This window comes from Diaphorobacter sp. LI3 (genome assembly GCF_022807955.1).
GTDB lineage: Bacteria > Pseudomonadota > Gammaproteobacteria > Burkholderiales > Burkholderiaceae_C > Diaphorobacter > Diaphorobacter nitroreducens.
Genome location: NZ_CP094346.1, coordinates 3,089,922 through 3,110,652 on the forward strand (window position 1 = coordinate 3,089,922; position 20,731 = coordinate 3,110,652).

Annotated in this window: 22 protein-coding genes and 1 pseudogene; 7 read left to right on the top strand and 16 right to left on the bottom strand. The window is 66.1% G+C overall.

Features of this window, described 5'->3' with window-relative positions:
• Nucleotides 1–64: 64 nt before the first annotated feature.
• The gene (locus MRB47_RS14370) at nt 65–1,762 is read left to right on the top strand and encodes a thiamine pyrophosphate-binding protein (RefSeq protein ID WP_252101025.1); all 1,698 of its coding nucleotides are present in this window, start codon (nt 65–67) and stop codon (nt 1,760–1,762) included.
• A 170-nt stretch (nt 1,763–1,932) separates the two neighbouring features.
• Here MRB47_RS14370 and gshA read toward each other — a convergent pair whose 3' ends face one another.
• From gshA to merR, 6 genes and pseudogenes are all read right to left on the bottom strand, one after another.
• Nucleotides 1,933–3,465 (bottom strand): glutamate--cysteine ligase, encoded by a 1,533-nt coding sequence (gene gshA, locus MRB47_RS14375; protein WP_088887053.1) that lies wholly within the window; start codon nt 3,463–3,465, stop codon nt 1,933–1,935.
• A gap of 172 nt (nt 3,466–3,637) precedes the next feature.
• Nucleotides 3,638–4,549 carry an SDR family NAD(P)-dependent oxidoreductase gene (locus tag MRB47_RS14380; protein WP_088888552.1) on the bottom strand — a complete coding sequence of 304 codons (912 nt, stop codon included), beginning with the start codon at nt 4,547–4,549 and terminating at the stop codon, nt 3,638–3,640.
• A gap of 198 nt (nt 4,550–4,747) precedes the next feature.
• A complete protein-coding gene (ligD, locus tag MRB47_RS14385) occupies nt 4,748–7,264 on the bottom strand; it encodes a DNA ligase D (protein WP_252101026.1) in 2,517 nt (838 codons plus the stop codon).
• A gap of 30 nt (nt 7,265–7,294) precedes the next feature.
• A pseudogene (locus tag MRB47_RS14390) lies at nt 7,295–8,337 on the bottom strand (Ku protein).
• Nucleotides 8,338–8,918: 581 nt separating this feature from the next.
• On the bottom strand, nt 8,919–9,149 hold the full coding sequence (locus tag MRB47_RS14395; RefSeq protein ID WP_252101027.1) for a hypothetical protein: 231 nt from the start codon (nt 9,147–9,149) through the stop codon (nt 8,919–8,921).
• 121 nt (nt 9,150–9,270) lie between these two features.
• Nucleotides 9,271–9,678 carry an Hg(II)-responsive transcriptional regulator gene (merR, locus tag MRB47_RS14400; protein WP_252101028.1) on the bottom strand — a complete coding sequence of 136 codons (408 nt, stop codon included), beginning with the start codon at nt 9,676–9,678 and terminating at the stop codon, nt 9,271–9,273.
• 71 nt (nt 9,679–9,749) lie between these two features.
• Between merR and merT the strand changes: the two genes are divergently transcribed.
• The 6 genes from merT (at nt 9,750) to MRB47_RS14430 (ending at nt 13,409) form a co-directional block, all read left to right on the top strand.
• Nucleotides 9,750–10,100, top strand: a complete 351-nt coding sequence (gene merT, locus MRB47_RS14405) for a mercuric ion transporter MerT (protein WP_252101029.1) — start codon at nt 9,750–9,752, stop codon at nt 10,098–10,100.
• Between the two features lie 13 nt (nt 10,101–10,113).
• Entirely contained in the window at nt 10,114–10,392 is a 279-nt protein-coding gene (merP, locus tag MRB47_RS14410) for a mercury resistance system periplasmic binding protein MerP (RefSeq protein WP_022579741.1), read from the top strand.
• A 10-nt stretch (nt 10,393–10,402) separates the two neighbouring features.
• Nucleotides 10,403–12,091: a mercury(II) reductase gene (gene merA / locus MRB47_RS14415; protein ID WP_252101030.1), complete on the top strand. Its 1,689-nt coding sequence runs from the start codon at nt 10,403–10,405 to the stop codon at nt 12,089–12,091.
• 18 nt (nt 12,092–12,109) lie between these two features.
• Nucleotides 12,110–12,475: a mercury resistance co-regulator MerD gene (gene merD, locus MRB47_RS14420; protein ID WP_252101031.1), complete on the top strand. Its 366-nt coding sequence runs from the start codon at nt 12,110–12,112 to the stop codon at nt 12,473–12,475.
• A complete protein-coding gene (gene merE, locus MRB47_RS14425; protein WP_252101032.1) occupies nt 12,472–12,690 on the top strand; it encodes a broad-spectrum mercury transporter MerE in 219 nt (72 codons plus the stop codon). The genes merD and merE overlap by 4 nt, the downstream gene beginning before the upstream one ends.
• A gap of 413 nt (nt 12,691–13,103) precedes the next feature.
• Nucleotides 13,104–13,409, top strand: coding sequence for a transcriptional regulator (locus MRB47_RS14430; RefSeq protein ID WP_252102637.1), 306 nt, complete (start codon nt 13,104–13,106; stop codon nt 13,407–13,409).
• Between the two features lie 244 nt (nt 13,410–13,653).
• Here MRB47_RS14430 and MRB47_RS14435 read toward each other — a convergent pair whose 3' ends face one another.
• The 10 genes from MRB47_RS14435 to MRB47_RS14480 all read right to left on the bottom strand — a co-directional run bounded on the left by MRB47_RS14435 (nt 13,654) and on the right by MRB47_RS14480 (nt 20,657).
• Nucleotides 13,654–13,884 carry a type I toxin-antitoxin system ptaRNA1 family toxin gene (locus tag MRB47_RS14435; protein ID WP_252101033.1) on the bottom strand — a complete coding sequence of 77 codons (231 nt, stop codon included), beginning with the start codon at nt 13,882–13,884 and terminating at the stop codon, nt 13,654–13,656.
• 62 nt (nt 13,885–13,946) lie between these two features.
• Complete coding sequence (locus MRB47_RS14440) at nt 13,947–14,219, bottom strand: hypothetical protein (protein WP_252101034.1); 273 nt, start codon at nt 14,217–14,219, stop codon at nt 13,947–13,949.
• A 2-nt stretch (nt 14,220–14,221) separates the two neighbouring features.
• Complete coding sequence (gene trbL / locus MRB47_RS14445) at nt 14,222–15,814, bottom strand: P-type conjugative transfer protein TrbL (RefSeq protein WP_252101035.1); 1,593 nt, start codon at nt 15,812–15,814, stop codon at nt 14,222–14,224.
• Nucleotides 15,811–16,080, bottom strand: a complete 270-nt coding sequence (gene trbK, locus MRB47_RS14450; RefSeq protein ID WP_252101036.1) for an entry exclusion lipoprotein TrbK — start codon at nt 16,078–16,080, stop codon at nt 15,811–15,813. The genes trbL and trbK overlap by 4 nt, the downstream gene beginning before the upstream one ends.
• Nucleotides 16,081–16,095: 15 nt before the next feature.
• Entirely contained in the window at nt 16,096–16,881 is a 786-nt protein-coding gene (trbJ, locus tag MRB47_RS14455; RefSeq protein WP_252101037.1) for a P-type conjugative transfer protein TrbJ, read from the bottom strand.
• 170 nt (nt 16,882–17,051) lie between these two features.
• Nucleotides 17,052–17,471, bottom strand: coding sequence for a type II toxin-antitoxin system VapC family toxin (locus tag MRB47_RS14460; RefSeq protein WP_252101038.1), 420 nt, complete (start codon nt 17,469–17,471; stop codon nt 17,052–17,054).
• Nucleotides 17,472–17,726, bottom strand: coding sequence for a FitA-like ribbon-helix-helix domain-containing protein (locus tag MRB47_RS14465; protein WP_033945649.1), 255 nt, complete (start codon nt 17,724–17,726; stop codon nt 17,472–17,474).
• A gap of 67 nt (nt 17,727–17,793) precedes the next feature.
• Nucleotides 17,794–19,602, bottom strand: coding sequence for a TraI/MobA(P) family conjugative relaxase (gene traI, locus MRB47_RS14470; protein ID WP_252101039.1), 1,809 nt, complete (start codon nt 19,600–19,602; stop codon nt 17,794–17,796).
• A 34-nt stretch (nt 19,603–19,636) separates the two neighbouring features.
• Complete coding sequence (gene traJ / locus MRB47_RS14475) at nt 19,637–20,047, bottom strand: conjugal transfer transcriptional regulator TraJ (protein WP_252101040.1); 411 nt, start codon at nt 20,045–20,047, stop codon at nt 19,637–19,639.
• 331 nt (nt 20,048–20,378) lie between these two features.
• The gene (locus tag MRB47_RS14480; protein ID WP_252101041.1) at nt 20,379–20,657 is read right to left on the bottom strand and encodes a TraK family protein; all 279 of its coding nucleotides are present in this window, start codon (nt 20,655–20,657) and stop codon (nt 20,379–20,381) included.
• Nucleotides 20,658–20,731: the final 74 nt, after the last annotated feature.

Here is a 20,731-nt window from a genome sequence, read left to right on the forward strand (position 1 = left end):
TTTTTTGCTATGCAAGCGCGCATGGCTGGGCGATATTTGCAGCTTCGCCTTCTCTTGGACCTCCATGCCGCACACCGCTACCTCCACCGCCGCATCCCGCACGGGCGGGCAGATCCTCGTCCAGCAGCTCATCGTGCACGGCGTGCAGCAGCTCTTTTGCGTGCCGGGCGAGAGCTACCTGGCCGTGCTGGACGCCCTGCACGACGCCAACATCGCCGTCACCGTGTGCCGCCAGGAGGGCGGCGCGGCCATGATGGCCGAGGCGCAGGGCAAGCTGACCGGCCAGCCGGGTATCTGCTTCGTGACGCGCGGGCCGGGGGTCACCAACGCATCGGCGGGCATCCACATCGCGCACCAGGATTCGACGCCGTTGATCGTCTTCGTAGGCCAAGTGGCGCGCGGTGCGCTGGGGCGCGAGGCGTTCCAGGAGCTGGACTACGGCGCCGTGTTCGGCACCATGGCCAAGTGGGTGGTGCAGATCGACGATGCGCGGCGCGTGCCGGAGCTGGTCTCGCGCGCATTCCACGTCGCCACCTCGGGCCGCCCCGGCCCTGTGGTGGTGGCCCTGCCCGAGGACATGCTGACCGATGCCGTGCAGGTGGCCGATGCCCTGCCCTACTCCGTGCCCGAGACCTACCCCGGCGCGCCCGCACTGCAGGCACTGGCGGCGCGGCTGCAGGCGGCCGAGCGGCCGGTGGTCATCGTGGGCGGCAGCCGCTGGTCCGACCAGGCGGTGCGCGACATGCAGGCCTTTGCCAGCGCCTGGCGGCTGCCGGTGTATTGCTCGTTCCGCCGGCAGATGCTGTTCCCGGCCAGCCACGCCAGCTACGCGGGCGACCTGGGCCTGGGCGTCAACCCCCAGCTGCTGGCGCGCATCCGCGCGAGCGACCTGGTGCTGGTGCTGGGCGGGCGGCTGTCGGAGATCCCCTCGCAGGGCTACGAGCTGTTCGACATTCCCGTGCCGGCGCAGCCGCTGGTACATGTGCATGCCGACGCCGACGAACTTGGCAAACTCTACCGCCCGGTGCAGGCCATCCACGCCACGCCGCAGGCCATGGCCGCCGCACTGGCCAGCCTGCGCCCCGCGGCCGAGCCGCGCTGGACCGCGCACACCGAGGCTGCGCGCGCCGAGTATCTTGCCTGGAGCGACCCGGCGCCCATCCGCATCCCCGGCAAGCTGCAGATGGGCGAGGTGATGCAGCACCTGCGCGCGGTGCTGCCCGCCAACACCATCTTCTGCAACGGCGCGGGCAACTTCGCCACCTGGGTGCACCGCTTCTGGCCGTTCACCACCTATGCGAGCCAACTGGCCCCCACCAGCGGCTCGATGGGCTACGGCCTGCCGGCCGGCGTGGGCGCCAAGCGCCTGTGGCGCGAGCGCGAGGTGGTGGTGTTTGCGGGCGACGGCGACTTTCTGATGCACGGCCAGGAGTTCGCCACCGCCGTGCAGTACGGCCTGCCGCTGATAGTGGTGCTGCTGGACAACGCCATGTACGGCACCATCCGCATGCACCAGGAGCGCGAGTACCCCGGACGCATCAGCGCCACACAGCTCAAGAACCCCGATTTCAAGGCCTATGCCCAGGCCTTCGGCGGGCACGGCGAGCGCGTGGAGCGCACCGAAGACTTCGCCCCGGCACTGGCACGCGCACGGGCGAGCGGGCTGCCGAGCGTGCTGCACTGCCTGATCGATCCGCAGGCGATCACACCCACGGGAACGCTGGATGGCATCCGGTCGGCGGCGATGGCGCGCAAGGGGTGATCTGAAGGGCTAAATGGGGCTTTGCGCTTGTGGGGCAAGCGCGGACAGCTATCGTTTTTGAGTTTTTTGCTGCCGAATGCTTGGGTGCCGACCGGGTTATGCGCCCCCGCGCAGCAACATCAAAAAGAATAGCTGGCTGCGCTTACGCCATAAGCGCCGCCCTCAAAAAACTACCCCAACTGCTCGACCGCCATGAACCGCTCGCGCCACGCCTCGAACGGCAGGTCATCTGCCACTTCAATGGCCCGCTGCTCCTCCAGCGACCGCTCGGCCAGCGCCTGGTAGCGCGCCTGCTGCGACTCGCTCCAGGGCTGCCCCATCAGGATGTCCCGCGCCGACTGGGAATGCGCGAGTGCGAAGGCGGTGAAGTCGTTGTCATGCTGCTGTTGCAGCTCGGCCAGCACACGCGCGGACGGTGTGGAGTGCGGGGCCGCCAGTGTCGCCTGGGCCGCCGTCAGCGCGTGCGCATAAGCCTCGCCGCCGTGGGCGGCATCCAGCGTGGCGGCGATGGGCGCGCATTCGGCCAGCACCTCGGCGGCCCAATCGGTCAGCAGCACACGCTGGCCGCGGCGCATGAGCTGCAGGCCGGCCTCGCGCCCGCGCTCGGCCGCCAGGTGCTGGTTGTTCTTGAGTTCGGCGATCTCGGCCGGCGTGTCGGGCGGGCTGTCCGACAGCAGGCAGTGCAGCAGGAATACGTCCAGCAGGCGCATGGTGTCGGCGGTGATGCCCACGGGCACAAACGGGTCCAGGTCCATCAGGCGCACCTCGACATACTCCACGCCGCGCTCGCGCAACGCGTGCAGCGGGCGCTCGCCGCTGTGGACGGTGCGCTTGGGCCGGATGGTGCCGTAGAACTCGTTCTCGATCTGCAGCAGGCTGGTGCCCATCTGGTTGTAGTCGCCGCCGGGGTTGCGCACGCCAATCGCCTCGTAGGCCGGATAAGGCCGCGTGAGCGCCTCGTGCAGCGAATCGGCATAGCCCTGCAAGCCGTTGTAGCTGACGGCCAGCGTAGCCTGGGCGTCGCTCTGGTAGCCCAGGCGCCCCATGCGCAGCGAAGTGGCATGCGGCAGGTACAACGCGCGCTTGCCGTCGCCCAGCGGCTGCAGGCTGTGTTGTCGCCCTTCGACGAAGCACGGGCACAGCGCAGGCGATGCACCAAACAGGTACAGGAGCACGAACGCGTGCCGGCGGAAGTTGCGGATCAGCGCAAAGTACTCGTCGCTGCCCACGCCGGGCAGCGACCAGTTGTAGTGAATGCCCGAGATGGTCTGCATGCGCCGGCCGTAGCGGTGGCCCAGGCCCATGCGGTACACGCTCTTGGCACGCCCCGGGTTGGACGAGCCGTAGCGCGCCAACGGAATGGTCTCGTCCGTAGGCAACATGCAGGGCATGCTGGACACCCAGAGCATCTCGCCGCCCGGCTGCTGCTGCAGCACGCGGTGCACGAACTGGTGGATCTCGGTCAGTTCATCCTGGCATTCCTGCACCGTGCGGTGGGCACCGGTGATGAGCTCGATCTGCGATTCGCTGTAGTCCGTGGTGATGCAGGGGTGCGTGAGGGCCGAGCCCAGCGCCACCGGATGGGGGGTGAGCGCCAGGGCGCCCGTGGGCAGCACGCGCAGCCCCTCCTTCTCGATGCCGCGGCGCATGCCTGCCAACCGGTCGGCGGACAGGGCTGCGATTCGCTGTGGGAGTGTGCTCATGGTGGTGGTTGTTCCATCTTTTTTGAGGTGGGGCCGGAACTTAGCACGCCGCGCTGCGGCCTGCCCGCGCCCACGTCAAGCGCCGGCCTGACACCGGGGAACTGCCACCGCCCTCAGCACGGTCGCTCTTGGTACGGTAGCAGCGGGGCAGCACCGCCCCGGACAGGCCGTGTCAGCGGTGCGCAGCCAGGGCCTGCGCCACCTCGTTCGTCCCCTGCGCGGCGCCGCTTTGCGGTACCTGCTCACCCGCTCCGCGGGCCGTCACCTCGGCCAGGCGCGCGGCCAATTGCTCCGGCACATCGGCACCTTGTCCCAGGTGGATGCCCTGGGTGAGCGTGATGTGCGCGGCCTCGAATGTGCCCGCGCCTGCACACAGAATGGTGCGCGTGGGCGCGCTCTCATGCGCCAACACCAGCATGGCGGGTACCACCGCCTCGGGCTGGAGGGCAGCCAGCACGTCCTCGGGCATCAAGCCCTCGGTCATGCGGGTGGCGGCCGTGGGTGCCAAGGCGTTCACATGGATACCGTACTTGGCCCCTTCGATCGCCAGCGTCTGCATCAACCCCACCTGTGCCAGCTTGGCCGCGCCGTAGTTGGCCTGGCCGAAGTTGCCGTACAGGCCCGTGGAGGACGTCGTCATCACGATGCGCCCATAGTTCTGCGCCTGCATGTGCGGCCACACCGCCTTGCAGCAATGGGCCGCGCCCATGAGGTGGACCTGGACCACGAGGGCGAAGTCCGCCATGTCCATCTTGGCAAACGACTTGTCGCGCAGGATGCCGGCGTTGTTCACCAGGATGTCCACGCGACCCCACGCGTCCATGGCCTGCTGCACCATGGCCTGCACGGCCGCGAAATCGGTCACCGACGCACCGTTGGCCAGCGCCTCGCCGCCTGCGGTGCAGATCTCGTCCACCACGGCCTGCGCGGCGGACACCGAGCCGCCGCTACCGTCCACGGCACCGCCCAGATCATTGACCAGCACCTTGGCGCCACGCGCTGCCAGCGCCAAAGCATGCTGACGGCCCAGGCCGCCACCCGCACCCGTCACGATGGCCACACGGCCGTGGAAATCAAGGGACATGTTGAAGTCTTTGAACGAAGAATGCCACCAGACACGCAGGCCCGCGGCCACCGGTGGCCGGGCACACGCGCAGCGAAAAGAAATCGCCCCGGCCGATGACCGGGGCGATTCAAAGGATACAGGAAGCAACCTGGTTCAATCAGCGGCTGCCTAGACCGCTTGTATGCCTTCGCCCCACCATGTGCAAGGCCACCAGGGCTATAGGTGGCGTTTTTCCCCAAGCGCCTTGATCGCCGGCCCGATGGACACGGCAGCCTCGTCATAGCCCGACCAGGGGTCATTGCCCGTCTTCAAGCGCCGGTCCACGGTCTGCACCGTCCAGTGGGCTCCACCCGTGAGCGCGTCCAGTTCCTGCCAGGCGACGGGCACGGACACGCCCATGCCCGGCCGCGCGCGCGCCGTCCATGCACAGGCCGTGGTGGCGCCAAAGCCATTGCGCAGGTAGTCCACAAAGATCTTTCCCACACGGTTGCGGGGTCCGCTCTTGGCCACGAAACGCTGCGGCAGGGTGCGCGCCAGATGCTGCACCACGGCTTGGCTGAAGTCTTTCACGGCATCCCAGCCGTGCAGTCGCTTGATGGGCACCACCACATGCAGCCCCTTGCCGCCGCTGGTCTTGAGGAACGATGGCAGGCCCAGCTCGGTGAGCATCAAGCGCACGAGCGCTGCGCCCTCTTGCACGTGCGCCCACGGCACGCCCTCGCCCGGATCCAGGTCGAAGGTGATGCGGTTGGGCCGCTCGATCCGGTCCTTGCGAGCATTCCAGGTGTGAAACTCCACGGTGTTCATTTGCGCGGCCGACAGCAGGCCCTGCCCCGTGGCCACTTCCAGCAGCGGCGGGTGGCCAGGATCCAGGTCGGGTGACAGCGCACTCACCCCGTCCAATGCCCCCGTGTCCAGGTGCTTTTGAAAGAAGAGCTCGCCCTCCAGACCTTGCGGCGCCCGCAGCAGGGATACCGGCCGCCCCTGCAGGTGGGGCAACATGAGGGGCGCTACCGTGGCGTAGTACCGCACCAGATCAAGCTTGGTGAACCCGGTGGAGGGATCCACCACGCGCGCCGGGCTTGTCACCTGCAGCCCGCCCACGCGCGCGGCGCGGCTGGGCGCAGCCCTCTGCAGGTGCGCAGGCTCCTCGTGGACGATGGCGGCGGCGGGCTTGTCGTCGCGCAACCCGCGGAATACGGCGTGGCGCACCTTGCCCTCCTTCGTCCATTCGGCGAAGGAAACCTCCGCCACCAGCGTGGGCCTCACCCAATGCACCTTGCGGGGGATGGAGCGCGACTGGGCAAACGGGCTGTCCTGGGTGCGCAAAGCGCCCAGCCGCCGGGCCAGGTCCGCGAGGACGCGCTCGCTGAAACCCGTGCCCACATTGCCGGCATAGCGCAGGGCACCGCCCTCGTCATGCACGCCCAGCAGCAGTGAACCGATCCCTGTGCGTGAGCCCTGCGGGTCGGTGTATCCGCCGATGACGAACTCTTGCCGATGGCTGCACTTGAGCTTGATCCAGTCCGTGCTGCGGCGCGAGGCATACACGCTGTCCTTGCGCTTGCCGATCACCCCTTCAAATCCCAGCCGGCAGGCCGAGGCCACCAGGTCCGCCGGCCGGGCTTCGAACGCTTCGCTGAACCGCACACGGTCTGAGGAGGCTGGCTGCAGCACGCTGCGCAGCAGCGCACGCCGTTCAGTGAGGGGCATCTGCCTCAGATCACGCCCATGCGCATAAGGCAAATCGAAGGCATAAAAGACCAGCGCGTCGGTCGATCGCCCGTCAAACGCATTCTGCAGCGCCTGGAAGTCGGGGACACCCTGGGCGTCCAGCACCAGCACCTCGCCGTCGATCCATGCAGAGGACAGCGGCAAGGCGGCCAGCGCTTGCGCCAGCGCGGGCATCCTCGAGGTCCAGTCGTTGCCGTTACGGGTATACAGCCGTGCCTTGCCGCGCTGAACCCGGGCCAGCATGCGATAGCCGTCGAACTTGAGCTCCCACAGCCACTGCGAAAGGTCGGCCGGCGGTCCATCCACCAGCGTGGCGAGTTGCGGGGATAGCTGGTCAGGCAGCGGTGCCGTGGGTGCGGATGTCCACGGCACCGCCGCTGCCGTGGGAGGCTGAATCTGCGCGGGCCCAGCCCGCTGCGCGACTGCGCGCGTCGGTGGCGCAACGGGCGGCTGGTCTGCCACGGTGTCGGGCATCTCGTCGACCACGCTGAATTCCTCGGCCGCACGCTCCAGCCCGTCGCGCTCCTTGATCAGCAGCCAGGGGGGCTGCTTATCGTCGTCCCGGCCATGCATACGCACCAGGGTCCAGTGGCCGTGCAATTTGTGTCCGTGGATCTCGAACTTGAGCTTCCCCTTGCGGTAGTCTTCGCGCGGATTGCCCTGCGGCACCCAATAGCCCCGGTCCCAGATGATGACCCGACCCGCGCCGTATTGGCCCGGCGGGATCTGCCCTTCGAATTGGTTGTAGGAAATCGGGTGGTCTTCCACCTGCACGGCCATGCGTTTGTCCGCCGGGTCGTAACTGGGGCCCTTGGGTACGGCCCAGCTCTTCATGGTGCCGTCCAGCTCCAGGCGCAGGTCATAGTGCAGGCGGCTGGCCCAGTGCTTCTGGATCACGTACTGCAGCGCCTGCGACTGCGCTCCGCCGTCCGCGGGCTCTGGCGTCACGGCAAAGTTGCGCTTTTGCTTGTAGGTCGCCAGCGGGTCTTTGCGGGGCATGGTGCGTCGCCTTGTCCGGTGCACGCACGGCTATCCGTGCGCGCGGCGAGGCTTCTTGGCCGCAGCGGGCTTGGCAGGCGCCGCCTTGGCCGCCGTCTTGCGGGCCGGTGACTTTTTGGCGGCGGTCGATTTGGCCGCTGCCTTGCCCGACGGTGCAAGGCGTGTCACGGAGGCGGGCTTGTCCTTGCGCGGCGGTGTGGCCGAGGCGCCCTCCAGGCTGCGCTTGAGCAAGGCGGTGAGGTCCAGCACCTCCGCGCCCGCAGCCACCGCCGGTCCCTCGTCCGGCTGAGTGACATGGGCAATCTCTCCCGCGGAGGCCTTGGCCTCGACCAGCCTGTGGATCTCCTCAGAGAAGGAATTGCGGAAGCGGTCCGCGTTCCAGTCCTGTGTCATGTCCTCGATGAGCTGCATGGCCATGGCCAGCTCCGCGTCCTTGATACCCGCGGCTTTTGCATCCAGCGGCGGTAGGGCCAGTTGCTCGAACGAGCGGATCTCCCCCCCCAGCGCAGCAGGTTGAGGATCAGCGCTCGGCCGCACGGAATGAGCACGGCCAAGTGCTGCTTGGACTGGATCACCACTTTGGCCACGCCCACGCGGTTGCTCTGGCGCAGGGCCTCGCGCAGCAGTGCGTACACCTTTTCGCCACGCTTGAGGGGTGCCGTGTAATAGGGACGCTCCAGGTAGACAAAGGGGATCTCGTCGGCGTCAAGAAACGCCTCGATCTCGATCGTCTGCGTGACCTTAGGAAAGGCGGCCGCGATTTCCTCGGGCGTCAGAATGACGTAGCGGCCTTCTTCATACTCCACACCCTTGACGATATCGGCCGTGGCGATTTCCTTGCCCGTGATTTTGTTCACACGCTTGTACCCCACCGGCTCCATCGACCGGCGGTCCAGCCAGTCAAAGTCGATGCCCGAGCTGACGGTCGCCGAGTACAAGCCCACGGGAATATGGACGAGGCCAAAGCTGATCGCCCCCTTCCACAGGGTGCGTGTCGAGGTGGGGGCCTTGCCCTGCCCCTGCTTCGCGCCAGATGGGAGAGCGTCGCTCGCGGTGGGTTGCTTAGATCGCATGTGCAAACGCTATCCATGGCGCAGGGGCGCAGATGTAGGACAGCGGTTGCTTCTATCGTGGCGGAATCTCCAGTCATCCTGGGGCTTGGGACGATGTGCTGAGGCTTCTTGCCGTCGGCCTGATGTGCGGACGCGGCCGCATCCCCATCGCCGCGCCCCCGGTGCATCGCCCTGCACCGACAACTGCGCTGCCCGCGCAAGAACCAGCGGCTCGCTCTGCTTGTTCAGGCAGCCTGGCAGGCACCAGCACTAAGCCACACGCTCATAGGCAGCCCCGTGTGCGCCCCGTTCGGCGCAATCCACCCCCTCTTCCCCAATGCAATCCATATTCACAAAAAAAGGCTGCAACCCCTACCTAGCAAGCGCCAGCAGCTCCTATTTTTAGAGCAAAAAAAACAACGCCCGGCGTTCAGACCGGGCGTTGTGCGGAAGTTGACGGGGGTCACAGGAGCAGCACCTACTGCCTCCTAGACGCCGGTAAGCGTCACTCCCACTCGATTGTTAATGGCAGAAAAAACACCAGTAAGTTCCATGGCTTATGATTGACGCCGCATCAAATGCCATGATAAATGCCATGTTCATCATTCTGCCCTGAATGCGCTGCGCTGCCGGCGTTCGACCTCTCCCTTCGATAGCTCGCTGGGCCAGGTCGCCAGCTCCGCATCGGTAAGGCCGGCCAGCACTTCGGGCAAGCGCATGGTAGCGAAGTGGCTTGGCGGTTCAAACTGGTATCCGGCAGCGATCAGCTCAGCCTCTACTTCCACAGTGATGAAAAACGGCTCGGCCCGGTTATCGTGGTGCAGCTTTGTCATGCTCTTTTTCTCCTGGCGTTCATCCTGGCGAGCGGCCAGTGCGTTGGCTTCGCGACGGCGTCCTCAACTAGAGGTCTTCTCAGAACAGCAAAAATCGTACGCTAAGGGCTGAAGATACCCTTCAGCAACAGTGCAGGGCCGCGATCAACGGGCAGGAAACATTGCGCTGGTGCGCGTTGCACTCGCTCACCAGCGTCGACAGCGCCTCTTCCATCCGCGTGAGGTCCGCCATGCGTGCGCGCACATCGGCCAGCCGGTGGGCAGCCAGTTCGGCCGCCTCGCTGCAATGGGTGCCGTCCTCCAGTTTCAGGAGCTGGCCGATTTCATCCAGGCTGAACCCCAAGCGCTGGGCTGATTTCACGAACTTCACCCGCGCCACATCAGCCTGCCCATAGCGGCGAATACTCCCGTAGGGCCGCTCCGGCTGGGGCAATAAACCCTTGAGCTGATAGAAGCGGATCGTCTCCACGTTCACCCCAGCGGCCTTGGCGAAGGCCCCGATGGTCAGATTCTCTTGAGCGTTTTCCATGGTGCTTGACTCCGTAGTTAACTACGGAAGTAACCTTACAGTATCAAGCGAAGTCCCGGAAGGAGAACCTTATGTCGGAACCCAAGAACGGCCGCGGCGCACTGGCGACCGGCGGCATCGCGGCCGTCCTCGCCTCGGCCTGCTGCCTCGGCCCCCTCGTCCTGGTCGCGCTCGGCTTCTCGGGCGCGTGGATCGGCAACCTGACCGTGCTGGAGCCGTATCGGCCGATCTTCATCGGCGCAGCACTCGTCGCGCTGTTCTTCGCCTGGCGCAGCATCTTCCGACCGGCCCATGCCTGCAAGCCCGGCGACGTTTGCGCCGTGCCCCAAGTGCGGACGGCCTACAAGGTGATTTTCTGGATCGTGGCCGCCCTGGTTCTGGTCGCCCTCGCTTTCCCCTACATCCTGCCGCTGTTCTATTGAAAGGAGAATTGCCATGAAGAAACTCGCCACCCTGATCGCTCTGGCCGCCGCCCTGAGCACGCCCGCCTGGGCCGCCACCAAGACCGTTACCCTGTCGGTGCCCGGCATGACCTGCGCCGCGTGCCCGATCACAGTGAAGAAAGCACTCACCAAGGTGGACGGCGTGCAAAAGGCCGAGGTCAGTTACGAGAAGCGGGAAGCCGTCGTCACCTTCGACGACGCGAAGACCAATGCCGACGCCTTGACCAAGGCCACCGCAAATGCGGGCTACCCGTCCAGCGTCAAGCAGTGAGGGCACGGTCATGGCCGAAGCGATCACCCTTCACATCGAGGGCATGACCTGCACGTCGTGCGCCGAGCACGTCCAGCAGGCTCTGAAAAACGTGCCCGGCGTGCGCTCGGCCTCGGTGTCCTATGCGCAGCGGCAGGCCGAAATCGAGGCGGACGCGGGCGTGAACGTGACCCCGCTGGTTGCCGCAGTGGCCGCGCTCGGCTACCGCGCACGGCTCGCCGATACGCCGAACAAGCCTACCGGCCTGTTGGACAAGGCGCTGGGCTGGCTGGGTAGCGGAACAAAGCGCGGTAGCGGCGAGCAGGCGCTGCACGTGGCCGTGATCGGCAGCGGTGGCGCGGCGATGGCGGCGGCCTTGAAGGCCGTGGAGCTTGGAGCGCGCGTGACGCTCATCGAGCGCGGCACCATTGGCGGTACTTGCGTCAATGTCGGCTGCGTGCCCTCCAAGATCATGATCCGCGCCGCGCACATCGCCCACCTGCGCCGCGAAAGCCCGTTTGACGCCGGCCTGCCGCCCGTGCCGCCGTCTGTTCTGCGCGAAAGGCTGCTGGCCCAGCAGCAAGGCCGCGTCGAGGAACTGCGCCATGCCAAATACGAAGGCATCCTGGCAAGCACCCCGGCCATCACCGTGCTGTCCGGCTCCGCCCGGTTCAAGGACGCGCGCACGCTGACCGTGGCGACCGCTGACGGCGGCGCCCGCGAAGTGAACTTCGATCGTTGCCTGATCGCCACCGGGGCGAGTCCGGCGGTGCCGCCGATCCCTGGCCTGAAGGACACGCCCTACTGGACCTCCACCGAGGCGCTGGCGAGCGACACGCTCCCCGAGCGGCTGGCCGTCATTGGCTCGTCGGTGGTGGCGGTGGAGTTGGCGCAAGCCTTCGCGCGGCTGGGCAGCCAGGTCACGATCCTGGCGCGCAGCACGCTGTTCTTCCGCGAAGACCCGGCCATTGGCGAGGCTGTCACGGCCGCGTTCCGCGCCGAAGGCATCGAGGTGCTGGATCACACCCAGGCAAGCCACGTTGCCTACGCGGACGGGGAATTCGTGCTCACCACCGGGCACGGCGAGCTGCGCGCCGAGCGGCTGCTGGTCGCCACCGGGCGCGCGCCGAATACCCGCAGCCTGAACCTCGAAGCGGCGGGCGTCGAGGTCAATGCGCAAGGGGCCATCGTCATCGACCGCGCCATGCGCACCAGCGCACCGCACATCTTTGCTGCCGGCGACTGCACCGACCAGCCGCAATTCGTCTACGTGGCGGCGGCGGCCGGCACCCGTGCCGCGATCAACATGACCGGCGGCATTGCTGAGCTGGATCTGACGGCAATGCCGGCTGTGGTGTTCACCGATCCGCAGGTGGCCACGGTGGGCTACAGCGAGGCCGAAGCGCACCACGATGGCATCGAGACCGACAGCCGGATGCTGACGCTCGACAACGTGCCGAGGGCGCTCGCCAACTTCGACACGCGCGGCTTCATCAAACTGGTCGCGGAAGCCGGCTCGGGGCGGCTGATCGGCGTGCAGGCGGTCGCCCCAGAAGCAGGCGAACTGATCCAGACGGCCGCGCTGGCGATCCGCCACCGGATGACCGTGCAGGAGCTGGCCGACCAGTTGTTCCCCTACCTGACCATGGTCGAAGGGTTGAAGCTTGCGGCGCAGACCTTCAGCAAGGACGTGAAGCAACTGTCCTGCTGCGCCGGCTGAGGAAAAAGGAGGTGTTCGATGAACGCCTACACGGTGTCGCGCCTGGCCCAGGATGCCGGCGTGAGCGTGCACGTCGTGCGCGACTACCTGCTGCGCGGGTTGCTGCGTCCGGCCGCGCGCACCGCCGGCGGCTATGGTGTGTTCGACGCGGATGCCTTGCAGCGGCTGTGCTTCGTGCGGGCTGCCTTCGAGGCGGGGGTCGGCCTGGACGTGCTGGCCCGGCTGTGCCGGGCGCTGGACGCGCCGGATGCCGGTGAAGCGGCGGCGCGGCTCGCCGAACTGCGCCGACTCGTCGAACAGCGGCGCCGGGCACTGGCGGGCCTGGAGATGCAGTTGAGTGCGTTGCGGGCCGAGGTTGCCCGGCAGGAAGAGACATTGCCATGAACGGCCCCGAGCGCAAGCCCATCTCCGGCTACCTGTGGGGCGGACTGGCTGTGCTGACCTGCCCCTGCCACCTGCTCATCCTCGCCGTCGTCCTGGCCGGTACGACCGCCGGCGCCTTCCTCAGCGAGCATTGGGTCATCGCGGCGCTCGGTTTGACCGGCTTGTTCCTGCTGTCCCTGTCACGGGCGCTGCGGGCGTTCAGGGAAAGTTCATGAGCACTGCCAGATTGACGGATGACTTCCTTGAGATTGCTCAGAGAGCCACTGCTAGCAAACAATACAGCAATCCCCGCACAAAGGAGTCATCATGGGCAGGAAGGAAACCGACGAAGCGATTGCAGATAGCCGCGCCGGCCTGCGCGTAGACCTGACAATAGGGGATAAGAATGACCGAACCGAAGAGCCTTGAAAACTGGCTGTATGAGAAGGCAGGCCCCGCCTATGACGCCTTGAAGGCCGACCCGGCCCGCGCCGCCACGCCTGACCAGGTGCGTTACACCCTGGCCGAGCTGCTGGCCGAGGCCGAAGCCGCCGGCGGATATCCACTGCCGCCGGAACAACGCGAATGGGTAGATGCGCCGGCCGTTGGTCGCGAGTGGCCGGCCGGTGAAGCCTTGGAAGCTGACCAGGTGCGCACACGCCTGCATGACGACGCGATGGCCGAAGCCTTCCGCAAAGACCCGACCTATGCGGTGGAGCTGCTGCACAGCATCCTTGAGGATGGCGACCAGGGCGAGCTACTGATTGCACTTCGCCAGATGACGAAGGCCGCAGGCCGTGAAATGCTGACCCTGTTTGACCCGGCCGAATGGCTGACAAGCGCCGAGGCCGTGGCCGCGTTCCTGGCCGACGCAGAAACTACAGCCGACCCGGCCTATATCGAGCACGCCTGCGAAGTCGCGGCGCGGGCAAAGGCCATGCACGGCATCGAGTAGGAGAGCCGGCCAGCATCGTCATTCCTGGCGGTGCTGCAGCTCGACGTGCGTGACCTGGTGCGCGGGATCTCATCGCTAGAAGCGACGACGCGAGATCCACGCCAAGGGAGAAGGCCAGAGCGGTCGTCATCGTCCGATCCGGCGATGCTCGAGCACGCCGGCGCGCATCGTCATCTTTGACGATGCAGGCCCGAAAATGGCAAGGGCGGCCAGTGGCCGCCCTTGCTGTTCCTGGTGCGCGTGCCTACGCGGCGCGGAGTGACTGCCGCACCGCCTCCAGGGCCTCGCGGAAGTCAGCAGGCGTCGCCCGGCCCGTCTCGGCCTGATAGAACACGACCATGAAAGCATTTGCCACGGCCTCGGCGAGCGGCCCGAGCTGCCGCGCTGCGTCCTGGTCGAGCCAGTCGAGCGCGGCGAGCTGCACGGCTGCATGATGAACGGCCTGCGTTGCATTGATAGGATTCAGGGTTGCCATGATTCACCTCTCTAACAGGTGGGTTGTGGAAGTGTCGGCCGGCCCCACGCCGGCCGGCGCGCTTATCGGCTGCCGGTGCCGTAGAAGCCGGCGGCCTCGGCCAGCGGCGTGTTTCTCGCGCTGCTGCCGTAGCTGCTGGCGTTGCCGCCCGACCTGGCCGCCGGCTTGGTGGCCTCAATGACGGGCGGGGCAGATCGATCGACAAAGGCCGCAACTTCTGCTGCGGGGTCTGCATCAGTCGATTGATCGTCGACCGGCTCAACCTCAATCGCCTGCGCCTGGCGCTGCTCGGCAGCGGCAACGTCCAGGCAGTCGAAAAATCCTCTCGGCATCATCGTCATACCTCCTTGTCGCGGTTGGCGAACGCCGCCACTTCATCATCAGGATCAGCAGCGGCCGAATCGGCCCCTGCCAGACTGTTGCCGCCGAAGCTGGGCGCCTCCTCGGCCGCCTGGTCTGTCTGGCTGCTCGCCCGGATCGCGGCGGCGATCTTTCCGCCAGTGGTGTCGGCGATGCGTTCGGCAGCGGCATCGCGGATGCTGGCCGCCTTGGCCTTCGCAACGTCGCCAATGCCTTGCGCCAGGTTCGCAGCCGTCGCCGCGAGAAGGCTTCCCGCACGTTGGCCGGCCGTCGAGCCGCCGGCGCCGCCGCCGCTGGCCTTCGAGCTGGAACCGCTACCCGAGCTGTCGGCGTGGCTGGCCTGCTGTGCCCCCTTGCTCTGGCCGCTGCTGCCCGAACTGCTGGAGCTTCCCGAGTTGTAGAAGCCGGCCGCCTGGCCGAGCGGCGTACTTGTTCCGGCACTGGAACCGCCGCCACCAACGCCCGCCGCCTGCGCGAACGATCCAGCATCTGAATCACCGCCAGAACCACCACCAAGCATGGGCATTCCGCCCGACTCGCCACCGGCGCTAGACCCCGCTTTCTCGAACGCTGCCTTGATCGCCGACATGCCGCCGGCGGCCGAGGCCGCACCACCCATCACGGCCGCGCCAGCCACGCTTGCCGCTCCGGCGGCCATGCTCGCCGCGCCCATAGCCGCACCGATGGCGGCACCTGCACCGAAGTTGCCGATCCCACCAGCCCCGCCGATACCCGAGCCGGTGATGATGCCGGCGACAAGCGGGGGCACGCGATTGACCAGCATGAGCAACGCCACGCAGAAAACCAGCATCACGCCCAGCTCTTCAAAGTTCAGGGTGCCGGTGTTCATCCTGGCGTAGAAGCTGGAGAGCAAGTCGTTCCCGATGCCGACCAGGAGCACCATCGTCATGATCTGCACGGCCACGCCCAGCACAGTCTTGTAGTAGTTGATCGCCATGTCCGAAGTCCAACGCGAGCCGCCGAAGCCGAGGAAGAAGATACCGGCGTACATCAGCAGCCAGCCCGACACGAGCAACAGCAACATGTTTATGGCGACGACAGCCAGCAGGATCAGGATGCCGAGGCTCAATGCCACACCGATGAAACTATCCACGGGCGACCAGATCGACGAGTTGCTGAATGCCTGCTTCAAGATCATGAAGCCGATATCCACGATGCCCGAGGGTGTCACCGACGCCACCCCGGACGCCTGCTCGCCGATCCGGGCCAGTGACTGGATGATCGAGTTTGCGAAGGCCGGGCCGTTGCGCAACAGCCAGAGGAAGAAGCCGAAGAACAGGATGAACCTGATGAACTCGGCGAAGAACTCGCCAATGTCGGCCTTGCGCAGCGCCATGAAGCCGAACGTAAAAACCAGCGAGATCGTGCCCAGCGTCCAGAACAGGAACATCGCGGCATTCATCACCACCGCCTGCCAGGAGGTGGCCCGCGTGGCGAACTCCGTCACCACCTGGTCAAGCATCCCCTGGTTGGTGAGCTGGGCCGATGCGGCGGTGGAGTAAAGCGCGAGGGCGACGCCGATCAGCGCCGCCTTGTGCAGTGCTTTCATGGCTTCACCTCCTTCTGGTCTTTCGGGTCGGCCAGTTCGAGCCAGTTCATGGGCTTCTCGGTCGGCGCGATGCCGCCGGCGGCCGGCAACCGGCGCGAGCACAGCCCGGCGAATTTCTCGCGCGTGGCCCTATCCTCGATCTTCTTGATCGCCTCAATCTGGCAATTGGTGTCATTGACCTCGGGCATGGGCGGGATGGCTGGCTTGTTGTCGCAACCAGCCACCAGCACCACCACGAGGCCGGCAAGCAGCATCGTTTTCTTCATGGTGCAGGGCCTCCGTCAGCGGGTCAGTTCGAGCCAGTTTCTTGGGTTGGCCGTGCGCTCGATCCTGGATTCCCTGGAAGTCGCGCCGGCGGCCTGCTGTTGCGCCTCTAGGTCGGCCTGCGCCTGCATCCTGGCGGTCGCGGCGTTCTGCTGTGCGATCAGCAGGCCACGGATTTGCAGAAGCTGGTTCGCCTGCTGGCTGGCGAGCTGGTTGGCGAAGCCGAGGGCCTGCTGCTGGCCGGTCGCGCCTTGCGCTGCCGCCTGCAACCGTTCGAGCTGTCGGGCATCGTTCTTCAAGGCGTCCTGCTGACGATCCAGGCCCTTGAAAAGCGCATCGTTCGCCTTCTTCTGGCTCTCGCTTGCCAGGCGGCGGTTCTCGTCCATCGCGGCGCGCTCGGCATCCGAGCAGCCGGCAGCCGAGAAGCACGGCGAGCTGCGGTAGTAGGCCACGTCCTGGAACTTGCCCAGGTACGCATCGACGCTGCCGAGCTGGTTCCTGTAGTAGTTCAGCGTGTCTTGGGCTGCCATCAACCCGTTGATGGTGGACTGCGCCTGATCCCAGATATACGCGGCCGGGGCCATCGTGTTTTGCAGCATGTTTTCGTATTGCTGCAACTGGGTCTGGTACTGCTCAATCTGCTTGAGCGTCTGCGCCACCGACTCGATGGCCGTCATGACGTTTTGCACCAGGTTGCCGCCGTCGATGACGGGGATGCCTGCCTGCGCCGGGGTGATGATGATGCTGCCGGCCAGAGCGGCGGCGAGCGCGGTTTTAGCCGCTAAAAAACGGACGTGCTTCATGGTCGCAATCTCCATTCGATGAAAGAAAGGCAATGCCTTGACCAAGCTCGCGCTTGCCCACGGCAAGGTTTCATCGAAGAGCTACGCCACTAGCTAATCGGTATCGCCCTTGGCACTGAGGCCCGGGCTTCGGTGATTCTGTTCTCGGCCCTTACGGGGTGTCCCTGGCCCTATACGTCCTTCCAAGGGTTGATGACGGCCACACCGGCCGCTTCATAGGGCGATGTGTCGCGTGATGCCACGATGAAGCCCCGCGATGCGGCAACGGCCGCAATGTAGCCGTCTGGCGTCGGGAAGCCACGCCCGCCGTTCTTGGCCGTCACGGCCAGGTCGGCGTAACGGCGCGCTGCATCCGTGTCGAACGGCAGCACCCGATCTTTGAACAGCTCCAGCAGCTCGTTCAGGGCGCGGTCGAGCATGTTCTTGCGCTTGCCTGCCGGCAGCGCCCGGATGCCAAACAGCAACTCGGCCAGCGTGACGCTCGACAGATACAAGGTTTCCGCCGCCTGGTCGTTCAGCCAGGCCCTTACGGCCGCGTCTGGCTCCGGCTTCATCGCCTCGGAAACGACGTTGGTATCCAGGACGATCATTCAGTCAAAGCTCAACGGTTTGGCCGGCGTCTTGTCGCGCACACTCTCGAAAACGGCGAAATCTTCATTGGTCAGACCGATCTTGCGGCCGATGGCGGCCAGGGCTTCCCCTACACGCACGCGCTTCTCCGGCTTGACCACGGCCGCCAGAATCTCGCGCACCTCCGCTTCCGTGCTGCGGCCGTGCTGGGCCGCCCGCACGCGCAAAGCGCGATGCACGTCATCGGGCACATTCCTTACAGTCAAGATTGCCATGATTCAAAACCCCTCATCTGCTGTCCATGACTGCAATCATAGATAAATGCAGTCATCTTCACAAGCGTCAAGCTCCACGCCCCTTCCTGCTCTGGCGTCTCGCCTTCTTGGCTTCCATCTGCGCCCGTATCCGTGCCTCGCGCTGCTCCAGCTCGGACGGTGCCGACTTCTGGACCCTGGCCGGCGTCGGGGCCGAGGTGGTCGGCACTTGCGCCGGTCGCTGGGCCTCGCCCTCGATGTGCAGGCCGTCGAGCTGGCTCAGCGTGCGCAAGCCATGCCGGCGATGCGGCGGCGGTTCCTGGCCGACAGGGGGCACGCCTGGCCGGCGCTTAACCTGGGCCTTGATGGCCTCGGCCTGCCGCCGGCTTTCCAGCGCCCGATCGGCGAAGGTGATGGGTAGCTGGGCATCGACGGCCGCCCGGATCGCGACGGCCTTGAACTCCACGCTGCCGCTAACGGTGATGCGCTCGCCGTAGCGTTCCATCGCCAGGCGCAGGGCCGCCACGACGCCGGAGTGGTCGGCCTGGCTGGACACGGCCAGGCGCTCGCCGTCATCGCGCACGGCCGAGCTGCCGGCGCGGTAGATGATCGTGCCCTTCTTCGTGATGTTGTCGATCACCGGGGCATGGCCGGGCTTGGCGGGGCCGTTGCCCTGGATGGTGTTGCGTTTGAGGCCCTGGGCCGCTTCGCGGGCGCGCAGCGCATCGAGTGCCTGGCCATCGCCGGCCTGGGCTTGCTGCCTGAGCCAGTCAGCCCAAGTGCGCCGGCTGTGCGCTTGGTAGATCGCCGCCCGCTCCTGGTCGTGACGCTTGTGGATCGCCTCCAGGTCGGCCCGCAGCGCGGCGCTGGCTCGGCTGTAAAGCAGCCGCTTGGTCAGCCGGCCATCGGTCAGGTGCTTGATCGCCGCCCGCCTGGTGGCCGCCGCCTTCTTGGCGTTCTCGACGGCCCGATCCTTCCGGCGTTTCACCTCGGCGAGCGCGCTGGCCCTGGTGGCCGTGAGGTGCTGCTGTGCATCCTTGTACCGGGCGTACAGCTCGACCGTGTTCACGCGCAAGCGGATCGGGTCTTTTTGGTACTGGCGCTTCGCCTTGGTTCGCGCCTGCCGTTCGGGCGAAGCCTCGAACGGGCCAAGCCGCGCCTCCAGCTTCGGCTTGGAAAGGTCGCGGGCCAGGGTGCTCGCCTTGACCATCGTTCCGTCGCCGGCCTCGATCACCAGGCCGTTCGCGCGCTCGCGCAGCTCCAGGCCGTTGTCACGCATGACCTGGTGCAACTCCTGCCAGGATTGCGCGCCCTTGATCTCGTCCAGGCACTCGCGCTTGATCCAGCCGACCAGGCTTTCCACGCCCGCGTGCCGCTCCATGTCGGCCGCCCTGCTCTCGGCACCCCGCCGGCGCGATTCGTGGTTGTCGTGCTCCAGGCCGTAGTCGCGCTCCAGGACCGTGCAAAGCTCGGCAAGCGCCCGATGCGAGTAGTACGGCTCGTGCATCGTGTGCCGCGCCGGGTGAATCTTGTTGATGGCGATGTGGATGTGCAGGTTGTCGGTGTCGTTGTGAACGGCACTGACGCGCTGGTGTTCGCCGTAGCCCAGCCCGTCGCAGATACGTTCCTCAATCGCCCGCAGGGTGTCGGCGCCGGGCTGCTCGCCGGCCCGGAAGCTGACGATCAAGTGATAGGTCTTGTCGCCCTTGGCCCGCGTGTTCGTGTGCTGGGTCGCCAGAACCTCCGTGATGGAGTCCTGCACCGACACGGCATCGCAGTTCGTGATTTGCACCTGGCCCAGCCGGTGGTCCTTGCTCTGCGCGTCGGTGACGTAGTTCACCAGCCCGGCGAAGTCGGACTTACCCAGCGAACGCATGGGCACGTGCTTGGCGATCATCGGCCGGCCTCCGGCGTTTTAGCCGCTAAAACGCTCAAGGCTCGGCCCTCGGCTGAACCACCGACTTCATGAGCCGGCTCATTTCGTCCTGGGTGGCTTCGATCCGGCCCAGCAAGGCAAGGATCGTGGCATCGCCGAACCGGGCGGTGCGCGGGTCGTCGGTCAGCCATAGCTTGAGCAAGCCGCCCAGCCGGCCAAGGTCGCCGTTTACCCGCACCAGCTCGCGCACGTACTCGTAATCCATGACGCCCTTGATCTGGTAGCCCTGGCCCACGTCGCGCAGGTAGCGCGCAACGCTGACCCCGGCCCTCTTGGCGTTCGCCTCGATCAGCTCCTTCTCATCGGGGAACACCGGCACCCGTAGGTGCTGCCGCCGCTTCTCGGCGGGCTTTGATTTCGCCGCGTTGCCCTCGGGCAAGTCCAGTGGCGGAAAGGTGGAACTCATGTCGTTTGCCTCGCTTCTCCCCGGCGGTAGCCGGGAGCCTCGCAGAGCAGGATGCCCGTTGAGTGCCGCAGGCGCGAATAAGGGACAGCGAAGATAGATAACCGGCTCGCCCGGTTAGCTAACTTCGCACATCCTGCCCGCCTTACGGCGTTGTTTTTGCCTCGTATGACTCATCGAATTTCGCGCTGTAACCGCACCATTGCTTCGCAACAGCGCGCCAGCAGCGGGAAAATCAACGGAAATTGCCAACGTCCGTGTGCTTGCAGCGATCCAAGAGGCCGGTAACAGCGTTTCAGCCATGCGCTTGCAGCGATTGAGCATGGGACTTTGCTTACTTCGTGCCGTGACCCGTGGAGCCAGGCGGCGCATTGGTGATGTGCTGGCGAACGTATTTCAGGAACGTCTCATAGCGGAAAGGGATTCGCCCGATCTCGCGCATGTGCTCCCAGATGATCTTGAGCGCGTAGCCGGCCTCCATCGCTTCCTTCACGTCCGCGCGCGCCGCCATGAAAGCGGCCAGGTAGTCCCTGCGCTTTATCTGCGAGGTCTGCTGCTGAAGAGCGAGCCGTGCGGCCAGCTCGTCGGGATAGCTGCTTTCTGTCGTCGCCATGTCCGTAAACCTCCGTTATCAACTGAACTACTCCGAAGGTTACGGAGTGCCGGCCTACACAACATTCCAATAAT

Coding starts and splice junctions, on each gene's coding strand:
- MRB47_RS14465 (WP_033945649.1), bottom strand. CDS start 17,726: ATGGCAATCTTGACTGTAAGGAATGTGCCCGATGACGTGCATCGCGCT.
- ligD (WP_252101026.1), bottom strand. CDS start 7,264: ATGCCCCGCAAAGACCCGCTGGCGACCTACAAGCAAAAGCGCAACTTT.
- trbK (WP_252101036.1), bottom strand. CDS start 16,080: ATGAAGAAAACGATGCTGCTTGCCGGCCTCGTGGTGGTGCTGGTGGCT.
- trbJ (WP_252101037.1), bottom strand. CDS start 16,881: ATGAAGCACGTCCGTTTTTTAGCGGCTAAAACCGCGCTCGCCGCCGCT.
- MRB47_RS14435 (WP_252101033.1), bottom strand. CDS start 13,884: ATGGCAACCCTGAATCCTATCAATGCAACGCAGGCCGTTCATCATGCA.
- traJ (WP_252101040.1), bottom strand. CDS start 20,047: ATGAGTTCCACCTTTCCGCCACTGGACTTGCCCGAGGGCAACGCGGCG.
- traI (WP_252101039.1), bottom strand. CDS start 19,602: ATGATCGCCAAGCACGTGCCCATGCGTTCGCTGGGTAAGTCCGACTTC.
- MRB47_RS14480 (WP_252101041.1), bottom strand. CDS start 20,657: ATGGCGACGACAGAAAGCAGCTATCCCGACGAGCTGGCCGCACGGCTC.
- merR (WP_252101028.1), bottom strand. CDS start 9,678: ATGGAAAACGCTCAAGAGAATCTGACCATCGGGGCCTTCGCCAAGGCC.
- MRB47_RS14440 (WP_252101034.1), bottom strand. CDS start 14,219: ATGATGCCGAGAGGATTTTTCGACTGCCTGGACGTTGCCGCTGCCGAG.
- merP (WP_022579741.1), top strand. CDS start 10,114: ATGAAGAAACTCGCCACCCTGATCGCTCTGGCCGCCGCCCTGAGCACG.
- trbL (WP_252101035.1), bottom strand. CDS start 15,814: ATGAAAGCACTGCACAAGGCGGCGCTGATCGGCGTCGCCCTCGCGCTT.
- MRB47_RS14370 (WP_252101025.1), top strand. CDS start 65: ATGCCGCACACCGCTACCTCCACCGCCGCATCCCGCACGGGCGGGCAG.
- merA (WP_252101030.1), top strand. CDS start 10,403: ATGGCCGAAGCGATCACCCTTCACATCGAGGGCATGACCTGCACGTCG.
- MRB47_RS14380 (WP_088888552.1), bottom strand. CDS start 4,549: ATGTCCCTTGATTTCCACGGCCGTGTGGCCATCGTGACGGGTGCGGGT.
- MRB47_RS14460 (WP_252101038.1), bottom strand. CDS start 17,471: ATGATCGTCCTGGATACCAACGTCGTTTCCGAGGCGATGAAGCCGGAG.
- MRB47_RS14395 (WP_252101027.1), bottom strand. CDS start 9,149: ATGACAAAGCTGCACCACGATAACCGGGCCGAGCCGTTTTTCATCACT.
- merT (WP_252101029.1), top strand. CDS start 9,750: ATGTCGGAACCCAAGAACGGCCGCGGCGCACTGGCGACCGGCGGCATC.
- merE (WP_252101032.1), top strand. CDS start 12,472: ATGAACGGCCCCGAGCGCAAGCCCATCTCCGGCTACCTGTGGGGCGGA.
- gshA (WP_088887053.1), bottom strand. CDS start 3,465: ATGAGCACACTCCCACAGCGAATCGCAGCCCTGTCCGCCGACCGGTTG.
- merD (WP_252101031.1), top strand. CDS start 12,110: ATGAACGCCTACACGGTGTCGCGCCTGGCCCAGGATGCCGGCGTGAGC.